The organism is Pedobacter sp. (genome assembly GCF_965279535.1).
In the GTDB taxonomy this organism is placed as follows: domain Bacteria; phylum Bacteroidota; class Bacteroidia; order Sphingobacteriales; family Sphingobacteriaceae; genus Pedobacter.
Genome location: NZ_OZ257244.1, coordinates 44,144 through 62,114 on the forward strand (window position 1 = coordinate 44,144; position 17,971 = coordinate 62,114).

The window sequence follows — 17,971 nt, forward strand, 5'->3', positions numbered from 1 at the left end:
TTTTGTTTCTAATTTAGGCCATCTCCTGAACCATGAATAAAGATGATTTACCGAAAATACTGATTTTGAAAAAGTTAGGTCTAATATGGGTTTTTGCTTGTGCAATTATCCCTGCTTTTGGGCAGAAACAGCTCATTAAGTATGTGCAGCCATTTGCAGGTACTGCTGCAAGTACCACACCTGCAAGTCAGCATATTGAAGATAAAACGGAACGCCTGGCCAATACCATTCCAAGTGTGGCACCGCCCTTTAGCATGACACAATGGACTCCCCAGACCCAATTGTCTGAGAATAAGTGTTTAGCTCCATATTATTTTAACAATAAAAAGTTTTATGGCATCAGGGCCAGCCATTGGATCAGTGGCTCCTGCACCCAGGATTATGGAAGCTTCACCGTTATGCCAATTACGGGTAAACTTCAAACCCAATCCGCTGTTTACGCAGCAGACTACAAACATGATGAAGAAGTTTCAAGTCCTGCTTATTATAAAGTTAAACTTTCTGATTATCAGTTATTAACAGAGGTTACTGCAATGCCCCGTTCAGGTTTAATCCGGGTTACGGCCTTAAAATCAGATAGTTTATATCTTTTAATCAGCCCTAATAGCGATCATGGCAAGGGCTATGTAAATATTGATGCCGCGAAAGGAGAAATATCAGGTTATAATCCAGTACACAGAATTTACCAGGGTTGGGGGCAAGCCGCAGGGTTTAGTGGTTACTTCTTTATTCGCATCAAAAAACAAATTAAAAACAGTGGTGTTTATGCTGGGCAATACCGTTCGAAAGCACAGAAGCTATCCGATCGGAAAAATTTAGGCGCTTATGTAGGTTTTCAGGTAACTGAAGGAGAAGAAGTTCTGATTTATTCTGGAACCTCTTTTACCAGCATTGATGCCGCAAAGCGTAATCTGGAAGCTGAGATTGGAACAGCTGATTTTAAAACAGTACTCGGGAGAAGTGAAAAAAGCTGGGAGGAAACGTTGGGACAACTGAAAGTTACAGATGCCAATGAACAGCATAAAAAAGTTTTTTACACAGCCCTGTATCACAGCATGCAGCACCCGCGTTTGTTTAACGATATAGATGGAACCTATCCGCAGTTTGCAGGCAACTATCAGCAACAGAAATTAACTAAAGGCAACTATTTCGATGATTTCTCCATGTGGGATATTTACAGGGCACAGCTCCCACTGGTAGAATTATTAAAACCAGATTTGGCCAACGATCTTGTTCAGTCTATGGTACTTAAAGGGCAGCAGGGTGGTTGGTTGCCTATTTTTCCGTGTTGGAACAGTTATACTGCAGCTATGATTGGCGACCACGGGACTGCATTCATTGCCTCTGCTTACAATAAGGGGATTCGCAATTATGACGTTAATGAGGCCTACCGGTTAATGAGGCAAAATGCATTCATCATGCCGGATTCAGCAAACTATCTGGATGGAAAAGGCAGAAGAGGAATAAACAGTTACCTTAAATATGGATATATTCCTATGGAAGATAGTGTGGCTAACGCTTTTCATAAACGTGAGCAGGTAAGCAGGACTTTAGAGTATGCTTATGATGATTATGCCCTCTCAACCATTGCTAAAGATTTAGGAAAGGTAGATGATTATAAAAAATTGATTAAAAGATCATTAAACTATAAAAACATCTTCGATCAGGAACAGAAAATGGTACGTGGCAGATTTGCAAATGGTACCTGGTACGAACCCTTTTATGCTGATCATCGGGAACGCTATATTACCGAGGGAACGCCCAGACAGTATACTTTTTACGTTCCGCAGGATGTTCCCGGCTTAGCTAAGCTGATGGGGGGAAGTAAGCAATTGGAAAATCAATTGGATTCCTTATTTAAATTGAAAGAGTATTGGCATGGTAACGAACCCGGGCATCAGATTCCATTTATGTACAATTATACACCTTCACCCTGGAAAACCCAGATGTATGTAAAGCGGATTTTGGATGAGGAATACAGCGACGGACCCGGGGGACTAAGCGGGAATGATGATGCCGGACAAATGTCTGCCTGGTATGTATTTGCCGCGCTTGGCTTTTATCCGCTTGATCCGGTATCGCCTTATTATCAGCTTACCGCCCCGCGTTTTGATCAGGTTACCATTCAACTCTCCAATGGAAAAAAAATGGAAATTATCGCACATAAGCAGTCTGAAAAATCCAGCTACATCAAGGCGATAAAACTTAATGGTAAACCATATAGCAAGAACTACGTTAATCACCATAGTTTAGTTGCCGGAGGCAGATTAGAATTTTATCTGCAAGACTTACCCAACAAAAACTGGGCTGTACAGGCAAAAGATCAGGTAACTGGCTTAAAATAATGGGGTTCATTAACAAAAGGTTAATTAAAAATTAGCGGATTGTAAACGGCTTTTCGAATGTTCGGATTATATTCGTAAACGTTTAAGTAAATAAAACAGCTGTTTAAATTAATAACTTGGGATTTTTTGCTCACTTTTAAAAATACCAAATATAAAATCAAACTATGAACCATCTTGCTGCATTTGACTATGCCGTTTTCCTCATTTATTTTATTCTCGTTTCTGGATATGGTTATTGGGTATATCGAAGTAAAAAAAATAAAACTACCGATACCAAAGATTACTTTTTAGCCGAAGGTTCTTTAACCTGGTGGGCCATTGGTGCATCAATCATTGCTTCCAACATTTCTGCAGAACATTTTATAGGGATGTCTGGCTCAGGCTTTGCCATGGGGCTTGCTATTGCCAGCTACGAATGGATGGCTGCGGCCACGCTGATTATTGTGGCCATATTCTTTCTGCCTATCTATATCAAGAACCACATTTATACCATGCCTCAGTTTTTGTCTAACCGCTATAACAATACGGTAAGTACCTTAATGGCTGTATTTTGGTTGCTGGTATATGTATTTGTAAACTTAACTTCTATTTTCTTTCTGGGGGCTATTGCCATTGAAACCATCACAGGCGTACCCTTTAGTACCTGTATTGTTTTCTTAGCCATTTTTTCAGCCATTATTACCCTTGGGGGGATGAAAGTTATTGGCTATACCGATGTAGTACAGGTTTTGGTACTCGTGGTAGGCGGATTGATTACCTGTTACATGGCTTTGAAACTGGTGTCAGAAAAGCTGGATGCACAAACCGTTTTGGGGGCTTTACCGCTGTTGCGTGAACAGGCTGGCGATCACTTTCACATGATCTTCTCTAAAGGCCATAAATTCTATAACGAACTGCCAGGAATTGCGGTTTTGGTTGGTGGTTTATGGATCAATAACCTCAACTACTGGGGCTGTAATCAATATATCGTTCAGCGTGCGCTGGGAGCAGATTTGAAAACAGGTAGGAGCGGCTTAATTTTCGCTGCCTTTCTAAAACTCCTCATTCCGGTTATAGTTGTAATTCCGGGCATTGCGGCTTTTGTACTTTACCAAAATGGCTATTTCCAATCAGAAATGGTCGATGCAACCGGAGCGGTAAAACCTGATCATGCTTATCCAGTACTCATGAATTTATTGCCTACGGGTATTAAAGGTTTAGCTTTTGCGGCACTAACTGCGGCTATAGTGGCTTCCTTAGCAGGTAAATGCAACAGTATTGCCACCATCTTTACGCTGGATATTTACAAAAAATACATTAACACCCAGGCCAGTGAACGCAAAATGGTATCTGTTGGACGTTGGGCGGTGATTATCTCCTCTCTAATTGCCATTATCATCGCGCCTGCACTGAGAAGCTTTGATCAGGTATATCAGTTTATTCAGGAATATGTAGGCTTTATTTCGCCCGGAGTTTTTGCTATCTTCTTATTGGGGTTCTTCTGGAAAAGAACAACTTCCAGGGCGGCATTGGCAGCAGCTTTACTAACCATTCCGCTATCAACCTTATTTAAATTTTTACCAGAGGTAAGTGATGGTACAATTGCAGCCATTCCGTTTTTAAACAGAATGTCATGGGTATTTTGCATCATTATCATTTTAATGGTTGTAATCACCCTGGCCGATCCGAAAAGTAAAGATAACCCTCAAGGCCTGGAAATTGATTCCAGTATGTTCAAAGTTACACCTGCATTCACCATTGCTTCTGTAATTATATGCGGTATACTGGCAGCCCTTTACACCGTATTTTGGTAAAACATTAAAGATATTATAAATCGTCCCAATTTATATACCAGCACATCCCAATTATGAAACTTAACCATTTACTTTTATTCGTTTTTTTGATTTCTTTTAGTGCTTTCGCCCAGCAGAAGACCTATAACATTAAAAATTACGGTGCCACAGGTGATGGTAAAACAAATGATGCAAAGGCCATTCAAAAGGCTATTGATGAATGTTCAGCTGCTGGAGGCGGGCAGGTGTTAGTTCCTTCCGGCCATACTTTTCTAACCGGACCATTTAATTTGAAATCATTTGTTAACCTGCATGTAGAAGCTGGGGCTAAAATTTTAGCTAGTCCGGATGAAAGTATTTATACCGAAAGTGCTTTTCGCAGCAATAAAGGTGAGGGAACCATCTGGATTGGAGGTGAACATATCCAACAGGTAAGTATTACCGGAACAGGTGTGATAGACGGTAATGGTATTTCTTTTATGGGAGAGGAGCTGGAAGATTCGTATGTACTCAAACCATTTAATGTAGTAGATCCGCGACCACACCTGCTTACTTTAATTGATGGAAGAAAGATCAATATTGATGGAGTTACTTTTCAAAATTCGGCATACTGGACAGTACATTTGGTGGGTTGCAATGATGTGTCTATATCCAATATAACACTCTTAAACAGCATCAAAATAAGAAACAGTGATGGGATAGATCTTGATCACAGCAAAAACGTACGCATTACCAACTGCTACATAGAATCGGGAGATGATTGTATCTGCCTTAAAAACAGACGCGAGTATGAAGAATATGGTGCTTGTGAGAACATCGTCATCAGTAATTGTACAATGACCTCCAGCTCTTGTGCCATTAAAATAGGCTCGGAGAATATGGATAGAATTAGTCATGTATTGATTAACAACTGCAATATCAGAAACAGCAACCGGGGTATTGGCATCCAAAACCGCGATGAAGGCACAGTGAATGATGTGATTTTCTCTAACCTTTTGATAGAATCGCACCTTTTCTCGGATGTTTGGTGGGGTAAAGCGGAGCCGATTTACATTACAGCCTATCCAAGAGCTACGGCAAATAATAAAGATGCCGGATGGCGCTTGCCAAAAGGTCAAACCAAAGGTAGGGTTGGGGCGGTAAAAAACATTTATTTCAGCAATATCCGTTGCACAGGAGAGAGTGGCGTTTACATCAGTGCAGAGTCGCCCGATAAAGTCTCAGATATTTATTTCGACCAGGTGACTGTGTTGATAGATAAAACAACCAAAGTGCCTGGTGGTGTTTATGATAGGAGACCAAGTAACGTTGAAGGTTTGGTAAAAAGCAATATCGCAGGTTTCTTTTTCGAAAATACAGGCCCGATAAGCTTACAGAATAGCAGCGTAATCTGGGGTAAGAATAAACCAAGCTATTTTGGAGAGGGAATTAGCCAAAAAAATGTAAATACCTTAAATGTGGTCAACTTTAATGGTGGCGCAACTCCTGCCAAAGCGAAGAAAAAATAATAAACCATGGTTTGTTATAGGAAGGGGCTTTCTTCAGTGCACAGTCTGGATATTAATGCGTTATACCTTCAGTGGTTTAGTTAAAGATAGCTTCAGATCAGGCATTCGCTTCACTAGGATTAATTTTATACCTAGAATAGCGTAGAAGTACCCAGATAAACATTAACCATCTTCGTAATCTGACTTCCCAATTCGATTGCATTACCTTCTCCAATCGTTTTTGCCAACTGATCTGTTGTTTTAGGCAGCTTGGCTGCGATGAGTTGCAAAGCTTGCTCTGATAGAACCTGGTGTTCCGGCACATTTCGCTGCGTTGCAATGTCCTTTCTCCAATTGATTAAGGTTTGAAAAAGCTTAGGGTTAACAATCTCTTTGGGCGCTAAACTTTTCTTCGGCGTAATTCCCCGCTCATAAGCCTGGTGTTTGCCGCTTATGGCATGTAGTTTGGTTATAAAAGTTTCGACAGAAAAGTCATCCCAATTGTACTGAAATAGCGCGAGCTTGATTTTTAAAGCAGTATGACATGCCGTAAGCAACTCAAAAATGCGATCAACGTTCGAGTCATTAAATAATTTAATTTCTAATAGTCGCTCTAATTCTTTAATTGTTTGTTCCAGTTTCGGTACAAAATAAGTTGATGCTTTTTTAAGCCGTTCAACAAAACCAGATTCCGCATTAAAATGAGCCGATGTTGGTATCTTTGAAAGCTCCTGGATATTAAAACGCCCGGCAATCTTTACAATTTGTTCTAAAAGAATTACCTGTAGGGGATCATAAATTTCAAAGAAACTGTTTCGTTCCGCACTGATACTGAATTTAGACTTTTGTAATAATTTCCAGTCGCGCTCGATAAAAGAGAAATCAAATATACTCCTGATTAAGCTCCATCCGTATTGTCGGGTATACTTTTCCAGCGAATCCAAACTTGGTTGCTCAGAGGCTGCAGATGCTGTAAAACTGGCCACACGGGCATCTGTTATAATATTTTCCAGCTTAACGGGGGATTTTAAAATTAATCCTTCCAGGCTTCTGCATCTACTTAAGGCTACGTATGCATGGCCATGAGCAAAAGCCGAGCTAACATCCACAATAGCCTGATCAAAGGTTAATCCCTGACTTTTATGTACGGTAATGGCCCAGGCCAGTTTGAAAGGGTATTGAGCAAAAGAACCCGCATTAACTTCGCTGATTTTATTGTCTGTTTGATCCAGGCTATATTTAACATTCTGCCAGATTTCCCGTTCTACTTCAATTTCTTTTCCTCCATCTATGAACTGGACCTTGATGTTATGATCAGCCAGGTAAGTAATCTTTGCAGCCTTGCCATTATAAAATTGCTTTTTTCCGGAAGAATCGTTTTTGATAAATATAATCTGAGCACCCACTTTCAGTTCCAGCACCTCATCCGCAGGAAAAGCATCTTTAGGGAAATCGCCCGAAATTTCTGCACTGTAAGTATAGGTATCCCCATCCAGCAGGGCTAAACAATTGTTATTGATTTCGGTAACGAGATTATTGTGTGTTGTTAGCGTAATGTAGTCTTCCTTCCATCCCGAATCCAGATGAGGATCGTAGCGCTCATTCAAGGTAGCCAGCAAGCCTTCATTCATGGTGTTTTCCCTTATTTTATTCAGGATTTCCAGGAATACCGGATCAGATTGGCGATAAACTTTTTCCAGCGTAAAGGTGATCATACTGGTTGTTTTAAATACCAAGCCCTCAAAAAAATATGGACTTTGATAATACTCCCTCAAAATATGCCAGGCATCATGAAAAATAGGAGAGAGCTGATAAAGGTCGCCGATCATTAAAACCTGAACCCCGCCAAAGGGTAGATTTGAACCCTTAACTTTCTTCAATGTTCTGTCTATAAAGTCTATGATATCAACCCGAACCATACTGATCTCGTCAATAATCAGCAATTCTAAACACCTTAGGAGCTTGGTTTTATCTTCCGAATATTTAACGGGTTGCAGGTTTTCTTCAACAGGAGGTAAAGGCCCAAAAGGAATCTGAAAGAAAGAGTGTAATGTTACTCCCCCTGCGTTAATGGCTGCAACAGCTGTAGGCGCTACAACGGCATAATTTTTCTTAATCGTTTCCCGAATTCTCTTTAATAAGGTTGTTTTGCCAGTTCCCGCTTTTCCAGTTAAGAAAATAGGCTGATTGGTGTGGTTTAAAAAATCTAAAATGAGATGGTGATCTGGATTGGGAGTATTCATATTACGCTTCAAAATTACCCTTATTTCAGCATTTCGATTTAAGATTTTTAGCTTTGTTTTGCACAATTTGATTTTACCTTGATGGTAATTAGTACTTAGTCATTAGTCATTGGTACTTAGTCTGGATGCCTAACCTTCAATCAACAACGTTTTTAATACTGTCTTGCTACCTGATACTAAGTGCCTGATACTAAGTACCTGATACTTTCCGACAGTTTTTAGTACATAGTCTGGAGCCTTCAATCAGCGATATTTTTGCATCACGTCTTGCTACCTGATACTAAGTACCTGATACTTTCCGACAGTTTTTAGTGCATAGTCTGGATGCCTAGCCTTCAATCAGCGATATTTTTGCATCACGTCTTGCTACCTGATACTAAGTACTTGATTCTTTCGATAGTTTTTAGTACATAGTCTGGATGCCTAACCTTCAATCAGCCATATTTTGCATCACGTCTTGCTACTTGATTCTAAGTACTTGATACTATGTACTCAATACTTTTCCAAACTCCCTCATACTACTTCTATTCAAAGCAACAATTGCGGGTTTGTAATCTTCCCGATCTAAAATGAACTGGATATTGACTTTTCTTAGAGCAAAACCGGCACTTTTAATGTTGATGCCGGCTGCGGTTAAAGCGTTGGCACTTTTAGCCAATAAGCCAGGCTGATCAATATTAGAGCCCAATAAGCAAACAGTAGCCACCTGCTCTGCGGAAACTTTTTCGAAATTTTTCTCCAATTCTGAAAGCAGCGACCTGTGGAAATCTTTCTCCCAAATGACCACAGAAATACTGTTCGCACTAGTGGTTTTAAAAGTATAACTCACCTGTTGCTGTGCCAATATCTGCATGGCTTTAAGATCACTACCTACGTTACCCACCATTAAGGGATCATAAATATCAATCATAATAAGTTTGTCTGTTCCGGTAACCATTTCTATCCTTTTTTTCTCGCAGAGGTAAGATTTTGAGATCAATGTTCCGCTATGTGCGGGATCAAAAGTGTTTTTAATGCGCAGGTTAATGCCTTTCATTTCAAGTGGCTTAGAAGCCGCCGGGTGAATGGCTTCCATACCAACATCCGCCAGCTGATCAGCAATATCATAATTGGTGTTTCCAACCGGTGTACAGTATGCTTCACCAACAATAGCCGGATCAGCTGTAGAAAGATGGTACTCTTTATGAATTATCGCTTCATCTGGTCTGAGCATTTCGGCAATCTTGCTAAAAGTAACCTCCGAATAACCTCTGTCAAATTCGCGCATAATGCCTTCAGTACCTTTAGTGTATCCCGTAACCACGCAAAGTGTTCTGCTAAGCGGAACTTCTTTAAAAGCCCTTTTTATCCTTTGGTCAATCGTCAGGAAATCATGATCGTCAAATCCGCCAAGATCAATCCGTGTTATGCTTAAGTTTTTGTTTACTAAAATATTGCTGAGTACAAATGCCGAATGACTTTCGCCTATGGAGGCTAAAATTTCTCTGGCCGCCTGAAGAATACCCGTTTTGCTTACATATCCTGATGATAATACGCTCACCAGATTTTCGAGATAGCCCGTAGCTTTCTCTATATGATTTTCAACAAATTGATCGCAAGCCTTTAAATCTAATCCCAATGGAACATACCGTCGGTTTATGGCCTTTAGTTCCCGAATTAAAAGTTGTAAATGAGGGTGAAAATCCCTGTGTTTACTAATTTTATGGTATACACCTGGTTCGCCGGTTTTTTTATTCTCAAGTAATAGATCCGTAACACCGGCAAATGCAGATACGATGAAAACCCGGTTGTAAATATTTTCCGGTGTCCGGTTATAAAAAATAATATTTTCTATCACTGCTGAAAGGGCTGCCATGGAGGTTCCGCCTATTTTTTCTACTGTTAACATAGCTGATTTTTTCTTTGCCAGATGCGATCGCTATGCCAATACATTTAAATTTTGGGATTGCCAATCTAAATCAATTGGGTGTGTACTGTACCTCATTCATTTACAGGAGGAAAGTAGATTTGAGGTCTAAGAAAATTTTTAAAAAATTGGAAGGAAGGAAAAATCCTTCAGGAAAAAGCCTTTCAAAATGATATGTAGCTTACCATTTTGGAAAGGTTTTCCAGGCTCTTTAAGTAAGGCTGAAGAAATAAATGTCATTTAAAGCTGTTAAAGTATGTTTTTTCAGCGTCTGCTATTTCAGGCATCAGCTTTGTCAATCGCCTTTTAAAAATACAATGGTATGAACAATAATTTCAGTATCAATGTGACAATGGAGCCTGATTTGAACCGACTGTATCAGGAATCTCTTGAACTACTTAGTGCTCTTGTAAATACGCCCTCTATTACTGGTGAGGAGCAACAGGCTGCCGACCTGATTGAGCAATTTCTAAAAGATCGCGGTGTAGAAACTTTTCGAAAGCATAATAATATTTGGTGTTTTAACCGCTATCAAAATAATTCAAAGCCCTGTATCTTACTCATTTCCCATCACGATACCTCAGCCCCCTTAAATAAAAGCACAGAACCTGGCAATGTAAAAATTGAAGAAGATGTGATTTACGGTTTGGGAAGCAACGATGCAGGAGGCTCATTGGTCGCGCTGATCGCTACATTCCTTTATTTTTATGAAAGCGTGGATTTACCTTTTAATCTTTGTCTCGCAGCTACAGCAGAGGAAGAAAACTCGGGAATTAATGGTATAAGATCAATTCTTGATGTACTTCAGCAGGCAGATTTTGCCATTATTGGAGAGCCTACAGCGATGCAGATGGCAGTTGCAGAAAAGGGAAGTATGGTAATAGATTGCAAGGTAAAAGGGGTGAGTGGGCATGCTGCCAGAGAAGAAGGAGATAATGCTATCTACCGGGCTTTAAAGGATATTGATTGGTTCAGAAATTATCAGTTCCCGATTATGGACAACCATCCTCAGCCGGTAAAAATGACCGTAACAGAGATTGCTTCTGGCATACAACATAATGTTATTCCGGCAACATGCAATTTTACTGTAGACATCCGTTTCGACCATAATTATACTCCAAAAGAAATTATCAATACAATCATCAATCATACATCTTGTGAATTTGATCTGCGTAATGCGGTTTCCAAACCCTGCGCCATTGATTTGCTTCATCCGATTGTTACGGCCGGCTGCTCAATCGGACTCGAAACTTATCTGTCAACCACCAGTTCAGACCAATGCTGGCTGGAAATCCCTGCAGTAAAAATTGGCCCGGGAAATCCGGGTTGCAGTCACATGGAAAATGAATTTATCGCAATAGAGCAGATAGAGGAGGGGATAAATACTTATATCCGACTTTTGAGAAATCTAAATTTGATCAACTAAAAATATCAATAAATTAAAAAATGCATCCCTACGTAGAGATTATCTTCAGTTTGGTATTAATCCTTTCTGGAATTATGCTGATGAGAAGACTTAAAAATTTAAAAGCCTGGAAACGGATAGCTTTTAAACAAAGTTACGCCGCTGAACGGTACAGCATGCTGCTATTCAAAAAGCTTTCTATCAGATTAACGATCGTTTTGTTTGTATTAACAATTACACTTGTAGCAGCTGTTTTGATAGAAAAAAATATAATGAGTGTGCGTTGGTGATTTTCCAATCAATCTTGATAGTACCTGGTCTTTAGTCGTTAGTACTTAGTCTGGATGTCTAGCCTGCGTGAGTCCAATAGAAACTTGTCTTGATACTTGATACTATATACTTGATACTTTTGATAGTACCTGGTCCTTAGTCGTTAGTCCTTAGTCTGGATGCCTACCTTACGATGAGTCAAATAGAAACACCAGTCTTGATACTTGATACTATGTACTTGATACTTTTTATAATACTAGTCCTTAGTCTGGATGCTTATCTTACGATGAGTCAAATAGACATACCAGTCTTGATACTTGATACTATATACTTGATACTTTTGATAGTACCTAGTCCTTAGTCTGGATGCCTACCTTACGATGAGTCAAATAGAAACACCAGTCTTGATACTTGATACTATGTACTTGATACTTTTTACCAGTACTAAACACTTCCATAGACGTCATGGACGGATTCGAACCGCCGTAACAGGTTTTGCAGACCTTTACCTCTCCACTCGGCCACATGACTATAATTGATTACCGATTTGTGATAATACATACAAATATATAATTAAATCTATAAATTCTATAGAAATAGTAGGTTTATTTTTTCTGTGTTAAATTATTTGATTTCAGTCATCCTTATAATTAAAACAGCCTTTATATAAAGGGCAAACTTTCCGTTGGTCTCCATCTAATACAGATTCAATCTCTATGCAGTATACAGCAGGACAGTTAATTCCAGAATGCCATTATATTTGGATGAGATATTGTTAGATCATTAACATGATCAGCTAACCAAATTAAAATCGAATGGTATACTTCCGATCGTTAACTAAAAAAGGACTGTTTGTCCTGTTTTTTTCACTTATTCTGCAGCTACAACAATTACAGGCTGCTCCAAAACATAAATTTAACTTAATAATTGCACCAGGAACGCTCGGTACGAAGGAGGTTACGTTATTGTGGGCTAAATCGCCAGTAAAAAAACAGGTTTATGAATTATTTGTTAACGGGAAGCTACTGGGTTCAACTGGTAAAACGAATTATACTTTTGAGCAACTGAAGCCCAATACCTGGTATACAGTAAAGGTTATTTTGAAATCGGCTAAGGCGGAAGGAGCAGACCTGAATACCATTCGTTTTAAAACGACCCGGGCAGGGAAAGTTTACAATATATTAGATTACGGCGCAAAAGCAGATGGGCTTAGTAATAATGCTAAAGCAATACAGGAAGCCATTAATGCTTGTCAGCCAGGTGGTACAGTCTACATCCCGGAAGGCACTTTTCTATCAGGTGCATTGTACTTAAAAAGTGATATGACCTTATTTATAGCAAAAAGAGGCGTTTTAAAAGGGACTACCAATGTTGAGGATTATTTACCCATGATTTTGAACCGGTTCGAAGGTTGGGAAATGAAAACTTATGCCAGTTTAATCAACGCAGGAACACTTAATCGCAATGGGACTTACAACGTAAAAAATTTAAAAATTACGGGTTCAGGAACCATCATGGGCGGTGGTAGAAAATTGGGGGAAGCCATGACAAAAGCCAACGGAATTAGAAGCCGCGGACGGTTAATCTGTTTAATGAATTGTCAGGATGTAAGTTTATCTAAACTAACCATTACTGAACCGCCTTGTTGGACAATCCATTACATTTATAGCGATAATGTAAGTTGCCATGATCTGAATATCATCACCAAAAATATTAGAAATGGTGATGGTATTGACCCAGATTCTTCTACCGATTCCTATATTTTCAATTGTACTTTTGATACTGGCGATGACTGTATTGCAATCAAATCGGGTAAAAACCCTGAAGGCTTCTTTGTTGCTAAGCCTACAACGAATGTACAGATCACTCATTGTGATTTTTTACGTGGGCATGGTATTTCTATCGGAAGCGAAATGTCGGGTGGAGTGAGTGATGTATTGGTTCAGGATTGTAAGGCCGGAAATCTGCTTCATGGGATGCAGATAAAAGGAACCAGGGATAGAGGCGGATATGTTAAAAATGTAAGTGTTGTAGATTGTCAGTTGCTACAGATTACGATATTTTCGGCTGTTAATTACAACAACGATGGCGAAGCCGCACCACAAATTCCGACATTTGAGAATTTTGTATTTAAGAATATCGACATGACTATGGCTCCGTCAGTAGGATATGCAATAGATATCAATGGCTTTAAAGAGCCGGCACATCGCTTAAAAAATGTAAGCTTTGTCAATATTAGCCTTCCGGCAAATGCTAAAATATCAGTAAAAGATGCTGAAAAAGTTAGTTTCAAAGAAGTGAGGACCACAGCGGGGTTAAAACCCGAATATGTATTAAGTAATAGCAGTGATTTGATTTATTGATATTTATTTTAAACGGCTAAAATATCCATCATATTCATTAGTATCCACCAATTCGGATAATCAGGCCTTAGTCTATTTTGAGTATAAAAAAAGGGCAACCCTAAGATTGCCCTTCCTTAATCTAAATCGTCCCGTTGATTTAATCTGAAATAAAGTTAACGTATTCTATGGTATTTTGTATTATTAAGCAGTCTTTTTTATGATATTTGTCAATACTATTCGTAAAAATCTAATATTCTTAACCCTATTTTAAATTAAAATATCCTCTAAAAAGTTCATTTCTCTTCAAACCGGATATATTGTACCATTTGATTTCACGAAATTTCATAATGGCAGCATTATATATACCTTTAACCCCTTACCTTTGCGGCTTGAACTAACCAGGTGTTCGCATTGATGATTCATAAAAAAACAATAGGTACTGATATTACTTATTTCTTCTTAGGAGAATATTTTTCAGACGCCCTTCGAAATACCTTCACTGTAGTTCTACCCATCTTTATTTTCTTCTACCTGGGCAATGTAGAAGCAGCAACAGGTATTGGGGTAGGGGCACTTTTAATTAGTTTAACAGATCTTCCGGATAATAAATTAAATAAGCTTAAAACTGCCGTATACAGCATTGTAGTCTTTTTCCTGACTACCCTGTTGGTTTCACTTACCCTGGATCATCAGTTACTTTTAGCTGTCTTGGTCACTGTTGCAGCATTTACATTCTCAATGTCGGCAGTTTATGGTAGCAAGGCGGGGTTAATAGGTACCATGGCGTTAATTGTAAGTACCTTTATAATGGGCTTACAGCCTAAAAATCCGGTTCATTTCAGTTTATACCTTTTGGTAGGTGGTATCTGGTACTATGTGGTAAGTCTTTTGCAAGTCTTGATCAGGCCTTATCGTTCGTTGCATCATGCTATTTTTGAGTGTTTAATGAGTAGCGCGGCTTTTTTAAGATCGAAAGCCAAAAATTATGATCTAAACATTCCTTTTGATCCGGAACAGAAAGAATCTGTTAAACTGCACATACAGGTAAACCAAAAGCATGAGTTGATTCGGAACCTGTTGTTAACCGATAAACTGGCTATGCGCTCTGAAAACAAGAACGGACAGCTATTATTAGGTCGCGCACTGCTTTTAATCGATTTGCATGAACAATTAAATGCTTTACACTACGATTATGCATTGGTAAGAAACATGCTGGCGGAATATCCTGGCTTACAGCTTATTGCGCAATTGATTGAACTCCTTGCCGATGAGTTGGAAGACCTGGGTAAGCATGTACGTTCTACCAGGTCTTTTACCCATAAGGTGAAAAAAAGCGATACTTATTTACACGTTAGACAGCAATTATTTTTAGAGGAAGAAAAATTAACAGGCGAACCTAAAGAAATGCTGGTGAAAATTGCAGCTAATATGGATGATATTGCACAAAACATCCATATGATTAGGGGAAACGAGATGCCACAACAGAAAAAAGCAGAAACGATCGAAACTGAAATTGTTTATCCGCTGTTCATTACAGGCGACCAATTTCTGATAAAAGAACATCTTTCGCTCAGATCTCCCATTTTCAGATTTGCTGTCAGGCTTAGTATAGCGTTCGCATTTGGCTTTTTGCTCATTTGGCAACTCGAACCCAGCCGTTATAGCTACTGGCTTTTTCTTACCATGGTAATTGTTGCAAGACCCAAGTTTTCGCTTACCTGGAAGAGAAACCAGCAACGCCTGCAGGGAAGTATAATAGGGGCAGCTATTGGTTTAACAATTATTTATTTTATTAAAAGTCCGGTGGTACTCATCTCTTGCTCAGTAATTTTCTTATTGGGTTTTTACGCTTTTAACAGATTAAACTACGCCATAAGTGTGCTATTTATAACCCCCGCTGTTATACTTACTTTAGGAAGTTATCACGGGCATTTTGATCACATTATTCATGACAGGATTTTTTATACTGCAATCGGGTGCTTAATTTCTATTTTAGCCACCTATATTTTTCCCGTTTGGGATAGCCGCCAGTTAGAAAATAAATTAACGAATGCTGCAAAATACAGTATCGATTTCTTGCTAATGTCTCTTACATTAAAAGGAAATACGAGCGAAACCGCCAAAAGAATCACCCGAAAAAACGCAAACATCAATTTCGCACAACTGGCAGAAGCCATTGATTCTGCTAAATTTGAACCCATGACCAAAAGGCTTAATTTTAAAGCGCTTTATGGAATGCAAATATCACTTTACCAGATCAATGCTATTATTGCTTCCATTTATTTATCGGCAGGGCATAAAGAAGAAGTGCTGACCAATAAAGAACAGTTAGACTCGATAATCAGGTATTTAACTCATTTTGATGCACGGAATAATATGATGGAATACATCCAAAAAAATCCCCATTCAAATCAGCTTGATTATGTAGATCAAAAACTGAAACACATCGGTATACTGGCTCAAGATTTTCATCAATTCTATCTCGATTTCAAAGGCGCATAAATTTCTTGGATAAAATATTTGATGGTCACAACTTAATATCGTAATATTGCGATATATATGGGACTTACAAGAACTGAGATATTTACAGAAGAGCAAAATCGTTTGTCAGCTTTGTTAAAAGCAATGGCTCACCCGGCGCGCATCGCCATATTACAGCAAATTATATCGGCCAAAGCCTGTATTTGTGGCGATTTGGTTGAGGAGTTAGGCTTAGCGCAGGCAACCATTTCCCAACATTTAAAAGAACTGAAACTTGCAGGCATTATTCAAGGTACAATTGAAGGGGTGAAGGTATGTTATTGTATCAATCCGGAAACATGGAGTTTACTGGAAAAACAATTCGCTGCTTTTATGAAGGCTTATCAACCTGAAGAGAAGTGCTGTTAAGTTTTTTTAAAATTTAAATCAATCGTTAAATTGCAATATTATGGAGAATTCATTCAACAACTGGCAAGCTTTCAAGGCTGTTTTAACAGCCCACCCTCAGCATACATTACAATTTCAGTATGCTCAAGATCGCTATGTAGATGCTTCTTATCACATTACCGAAATTAAACAGGCACCGATTATATCTGTTGATTGTGGTGGTAAACTGAATAGCTGGACCGAAATCATTGTACAGCTTTGGGAACCAAAAATATCAGAAAACAGACAAGCTATGAAGGTAAGTAAAGCGCTGTCTATTGTGAGCTTGGTGGAAAAATCACTCCCCCTAAATCCTCTGGGTATTGTAAAAATAGAATTTGGCAATTCTTCTTTTGATACCAGACAGATGTACCCCGGAGCATTTAATGTTGAGGGAGAAAACCTGGTGGTAAATCTTATGCCCGATGTTACCCAATGTAAGGCGATCGGAAGAGGACAAAGCTGCGGAACGGATGATAATGGAGCGGAATGCTGCGATTTAGCCGATTCGAAGGAAAAGCCTGAAAAAACGTTAAAAAACTTAGTTGCAACTGCAACCTGTTGTACACCTGAATCTGGTTGCTGCTAGGATATGAAAAAGAAAATACTGGTTCTTTGCACCGGAAATAGTTGCAGAAGTCAGATTGCAGAAGGCTATCTGAGGTTTTTCGCCGCTGATAAGGCTGAAATATATAGTGCTGGAATTGAAACACATGGCGTTAATCCGAAAGCGATTGAGGTAATGAAGCATGATGGTATTGACATTTCAGCCCATACCTCTAATCATGTTAATGAATATAGCCCCATTTCATTTGACTACCTCATTACTGTTTGTGATAATGCGCAGGAGAATTGTCCTTATTTTCCAAGTCAGGCAATAAGATTGCATTATAATTTTCCCGATCCGGCAAAGGCCACAGGGAACAACCAGGAAGTATGGCAGAACTTTGTTGCAGTCAGAAACATGATCAAGTCCTACAGTCAGCAATTTGTTTTCAAATATTTAAAATAATTACTTCAGTAACCCGGCTTTAGACCGGGTTTTTTTATTGCATAGCTAAATCCTTTTACTGCCAAATAATCTTTCTTATTTTTATTTATTTGCTTAATTCATAGTGTATTGTGTTTTTTTAATGGCTTGCCAAAAAAGCTCAATTGATTGATGATAACTCACATCAATTGTAATGGTTTGAACTGTTTCTTTGTTAATAATTTTTAACTAAAGTAAAAGATGTAACGCTATTTATCACTCATCCCAATAAATCATATTCCCATGAAGTTCTAATCAGTT

Annotated in this window: 11 protein-coding genes and 1 tRNA gene; 9 read left to right on the plus strand and 3 right to left on the minus strand. The window is 38.8% G+C overall.

Going from position 1 to position 17,971, the window contains the following annotated elements; all coding sequences use genetic code 11:
* The first annotated feature begins 32 nt into the window (after window positions 1–32).
* The 3 genes from ACQY77_RS00140 to ACQY77_RS00150 all read left to right on the plus strand — a co-directional run bounded on the left by ACQY77_RS00140 (window position 33) and on the right by ACQY77_RS00150 (window position 5,625).
* Window positions 33–2,345 (plus strand): GH92 family glycosyl hydrolase, encoded by a 2,313-nt coding sequence (locus ACQY77_RS00140; protein WP_421940018.1) that lies wholly within the window; start codon window positions 33–35, stop codon window positions 2,343–2,345.
* A 164-nt stretch (window positions 2,346–2,509) separates the two neighbouring features.
* On the plus strand, window positions 2,510–4,138 hold the full coding sequence (locus tag ACQY77_RS00145) for a sodium/sugar symporter (protein ID WP_421940017.1): 1,629 nt from the start codon (window positions 2,510–2,512) through the stop codon (window positions 4,136–4,138).
* Window positions 4,139–4,191: 53 nt separating this feature from the next.
* Window positions 4,192–5,625 (plus strand): glycoside hydrolase family 28 protein, encoded by a 1,434-nt coding sequence (locus ACQY77_RS00150; protein ID WP_421940016.1) that lies wholly within the window; start codon window positions 4,192–4,194, stop codon window positions 5,623–5,625.
* Between the two features lie 131 nt (window positions 5,626–5,756).
* On the opposite strand, the gene ACQY77_RS00155 is transcribed toward ACQY77_RS00150, so the two are convergent.
* Both ACQY77_RS00155 and ACQY77_RS00160 read right to left on the minus strand, forming a co-directional pair.
* On the minus strand, window positions 5,757–7,847 hold the full coding sequence (locus ACQY77_RS00155; RefSeq protein ID WP_421940015.1) for an HRDC domain-containing protein: 2,091 nt from the start codon (window positions 7,845–7,847) through the stop codon (window positions 5,757–5,759).
* A 484-nt stretch (window positions 7,848–8,331) separates the two neighbouring features.
* The gene (locus tag ACQY77_RS00160) at window positions 8,332–9,735 is read right to left on the minus strand and encodes an aspartate kinase (RefSeq protein ID WP_421940014.1); all 1,404 of its coding nucleotides are present in this window, start codon (window positions 9,733–9,735) and stop codon (window positions 8,332–8,334) included.
* A 340-nt stretch (window positions 9,736–10,075) separates the two neighbouring features.
* On the opposite strand from ACQY77_RS00160, the gene ACQY77_RS00165 reads away from it, so the two are divergent.
* Window positions 10,076–11,179, plus strand: a complete 1,104-nt coding sequence (locus tag ACQY77_RS00165; RefSeq protein WP_421940013.1) for a M20/M25/M40 family metallo-hydrolase — start codon at window positions 10,076–10,078, stop codon at window positions 11,177–11,179.
* A gap of 709 nt (window positions 11,180–11,888) precedes the next feature.
* Here ACQY77_RS00165 and ACQY77_RS00170 read toward each other — a convergent pair.
* Window positions 11,889–11,959, minus strand: a tRNA-Cys gene (locus ACQY77_RS00170).
* Window positions 11,960–12,243: 284 nt separating this feature from the next.
* Here ACQY77_RS00170 and ACQY77_RS00175 point away from each other — a divergent pair.
* From ACQY77_RS00175 to ACQY77_RS00195, 5 genes are all read left to right on the plus strand, one after another.
* Window positions 12,244–13,791, plus strand: coding sequence for a glycoside hydrolase family 28 protein (locus tag ACQY77_RS00175; protein ID WP_421940012.1), 1,548 nt, complete (start codon window positions 12,244–12,246; stop codon window positions 13,789–13,791).
* A gap of 396 nt (window positions 13,792–14,187) precedes the next feature.
* The gene (locus tag ACQY77_RS00180; protein ID WP_421940011.1) at window positions 14,188–16,275 is read left to right on the plus strand and encodes an FUSC family membrane protein; all 2,088 of its coding nucleotides are present in this window, start codon (window positions 14,188–14,190) and stop codon (window positions 16,273–16,275) included.
* Window positions 16,276–16,332: 57 nt separating this feature from the next.
* The gene (locus ACQY77_RS00185) at window positions 16,333–16,662 is read left to right on the plus strand and encodes an ArsR/SmtB family transcription factor (RefSeq protein ID WP_421940010.1); all 330 of its coding nucleotides are present in this window, start codon (window positions 16,333–16,335) and stop codon (window positions 16,660–16,662) included.
* 40 nt (window positions 16,663–16,702) lie between these two features.
* Window positions 16,703–17,269, plus strand: a complete 567-nt coding sequence (locus ACQY77_RS00190) for a DUF6428 family protein (RefSeq protein ID WP_421940009.1) — start codon at window positions 16,703–16,705, stop codon at window positions 17,267–17,269.
* Window positions 17,270–17,272: 3 nt separating this feature from the next.
* Window positions 17,273–17,692, plus strand: coding sequence for an arsenate reductase ArsC (locus ACQY77_RS00195; RefSeq protein ID WP_421940008.1), 420 nt, complete (start codon window positions 17,273–17,275; stop codon window positions 17,690–17,692).
* Window positions 17,693–17,971 lie beyond the last annotated feature (279 nt).

What these genes read in the sequence shown, in the direction of transcription:
- ACQY77_RS00140 (WP_421940018.1), top strand. Translation starts at nt 33, where the DNA reads ATGAATAAAGATGATTTACCGAAAATACTGATTTTGAAAAAGTTAGGT.
- ACQY77_RS00145 (WP_421940017.1), top strand. Translation starts at nt 2,510, where the DNA reads ATGAACCATCTTGCTGCATTTGACTATGCCGTTTTCCTCATTTATTTT.
- ACQY77_RS00150 (WP_421940016.1), top strand. Translation starts at nt 4,192, where the DNA reads ATGAAACTTAACCATTTACTTTTATTCGTTTTTTTGATTTCTTTTAGT.
- ACQY77_RS00155 (WP_421940015.1), bottom strand. Translation starts at nt 7,847, where the DNA reads ATGAATACTCCCAATCCAGATCACCATCTCATTTTAGATTTTTTAAAC.
- ACQY77_RS00160 (WP_421940014.1), bottom strand. Translation starts at nt 9,735, where the DNA reads ATGTTAACAGTAGAAAAAATAGGCGGAACCTCCATGGCAGCCCTTTCA.
- ACQY77_RS00165 (WP_421940013.1), top strand. Translation starts at nt 10,076, where the DNA reads ATGAACAATAATTTCAGTATCAATGTGACAATGGAGCCTGATTTGAAC.
- ACQY77_RS00175 (WP_421940012.1), top strand. Translation starts at nt 12,244, where the DNA reads ATGGTATACTTCCGATCGTTAACTAAAAAAGGACTGTTTGTCCTGTTT.
- ACQY77_RS00180 (WP_421940011.1), top strand. Translation starts at nt 14,188, where the DNA reads ATGATTCATAAAAAAACAATAGGTACTGATATTACTTATTTCTTCTTA.
- ACQY77_RS00185 (WP_421940010.1), top strand. Translation starts at nt 16,333, where the DNA reads ATGGGACTTACAAGAACTGAGATATTTACAGAAGAGCAAAATCGTTTG.
- ACQY77_RS00190 (WP_421940009.1), top strand. Translation starts at nt 16,703, where the DNA reads ATGGAGAATTCATTCAACAACTGGCAAGCTTTCAAGGCTGTTTTAACA.
- ACQY77_RS00195 (WP_421940008.1), top strand. Translation starts at nt 17,273, where the DNA reads ATGAAAAAGAAAATACTGGTTCTTTGCACCGGAAATAGTTGCAGAAGT.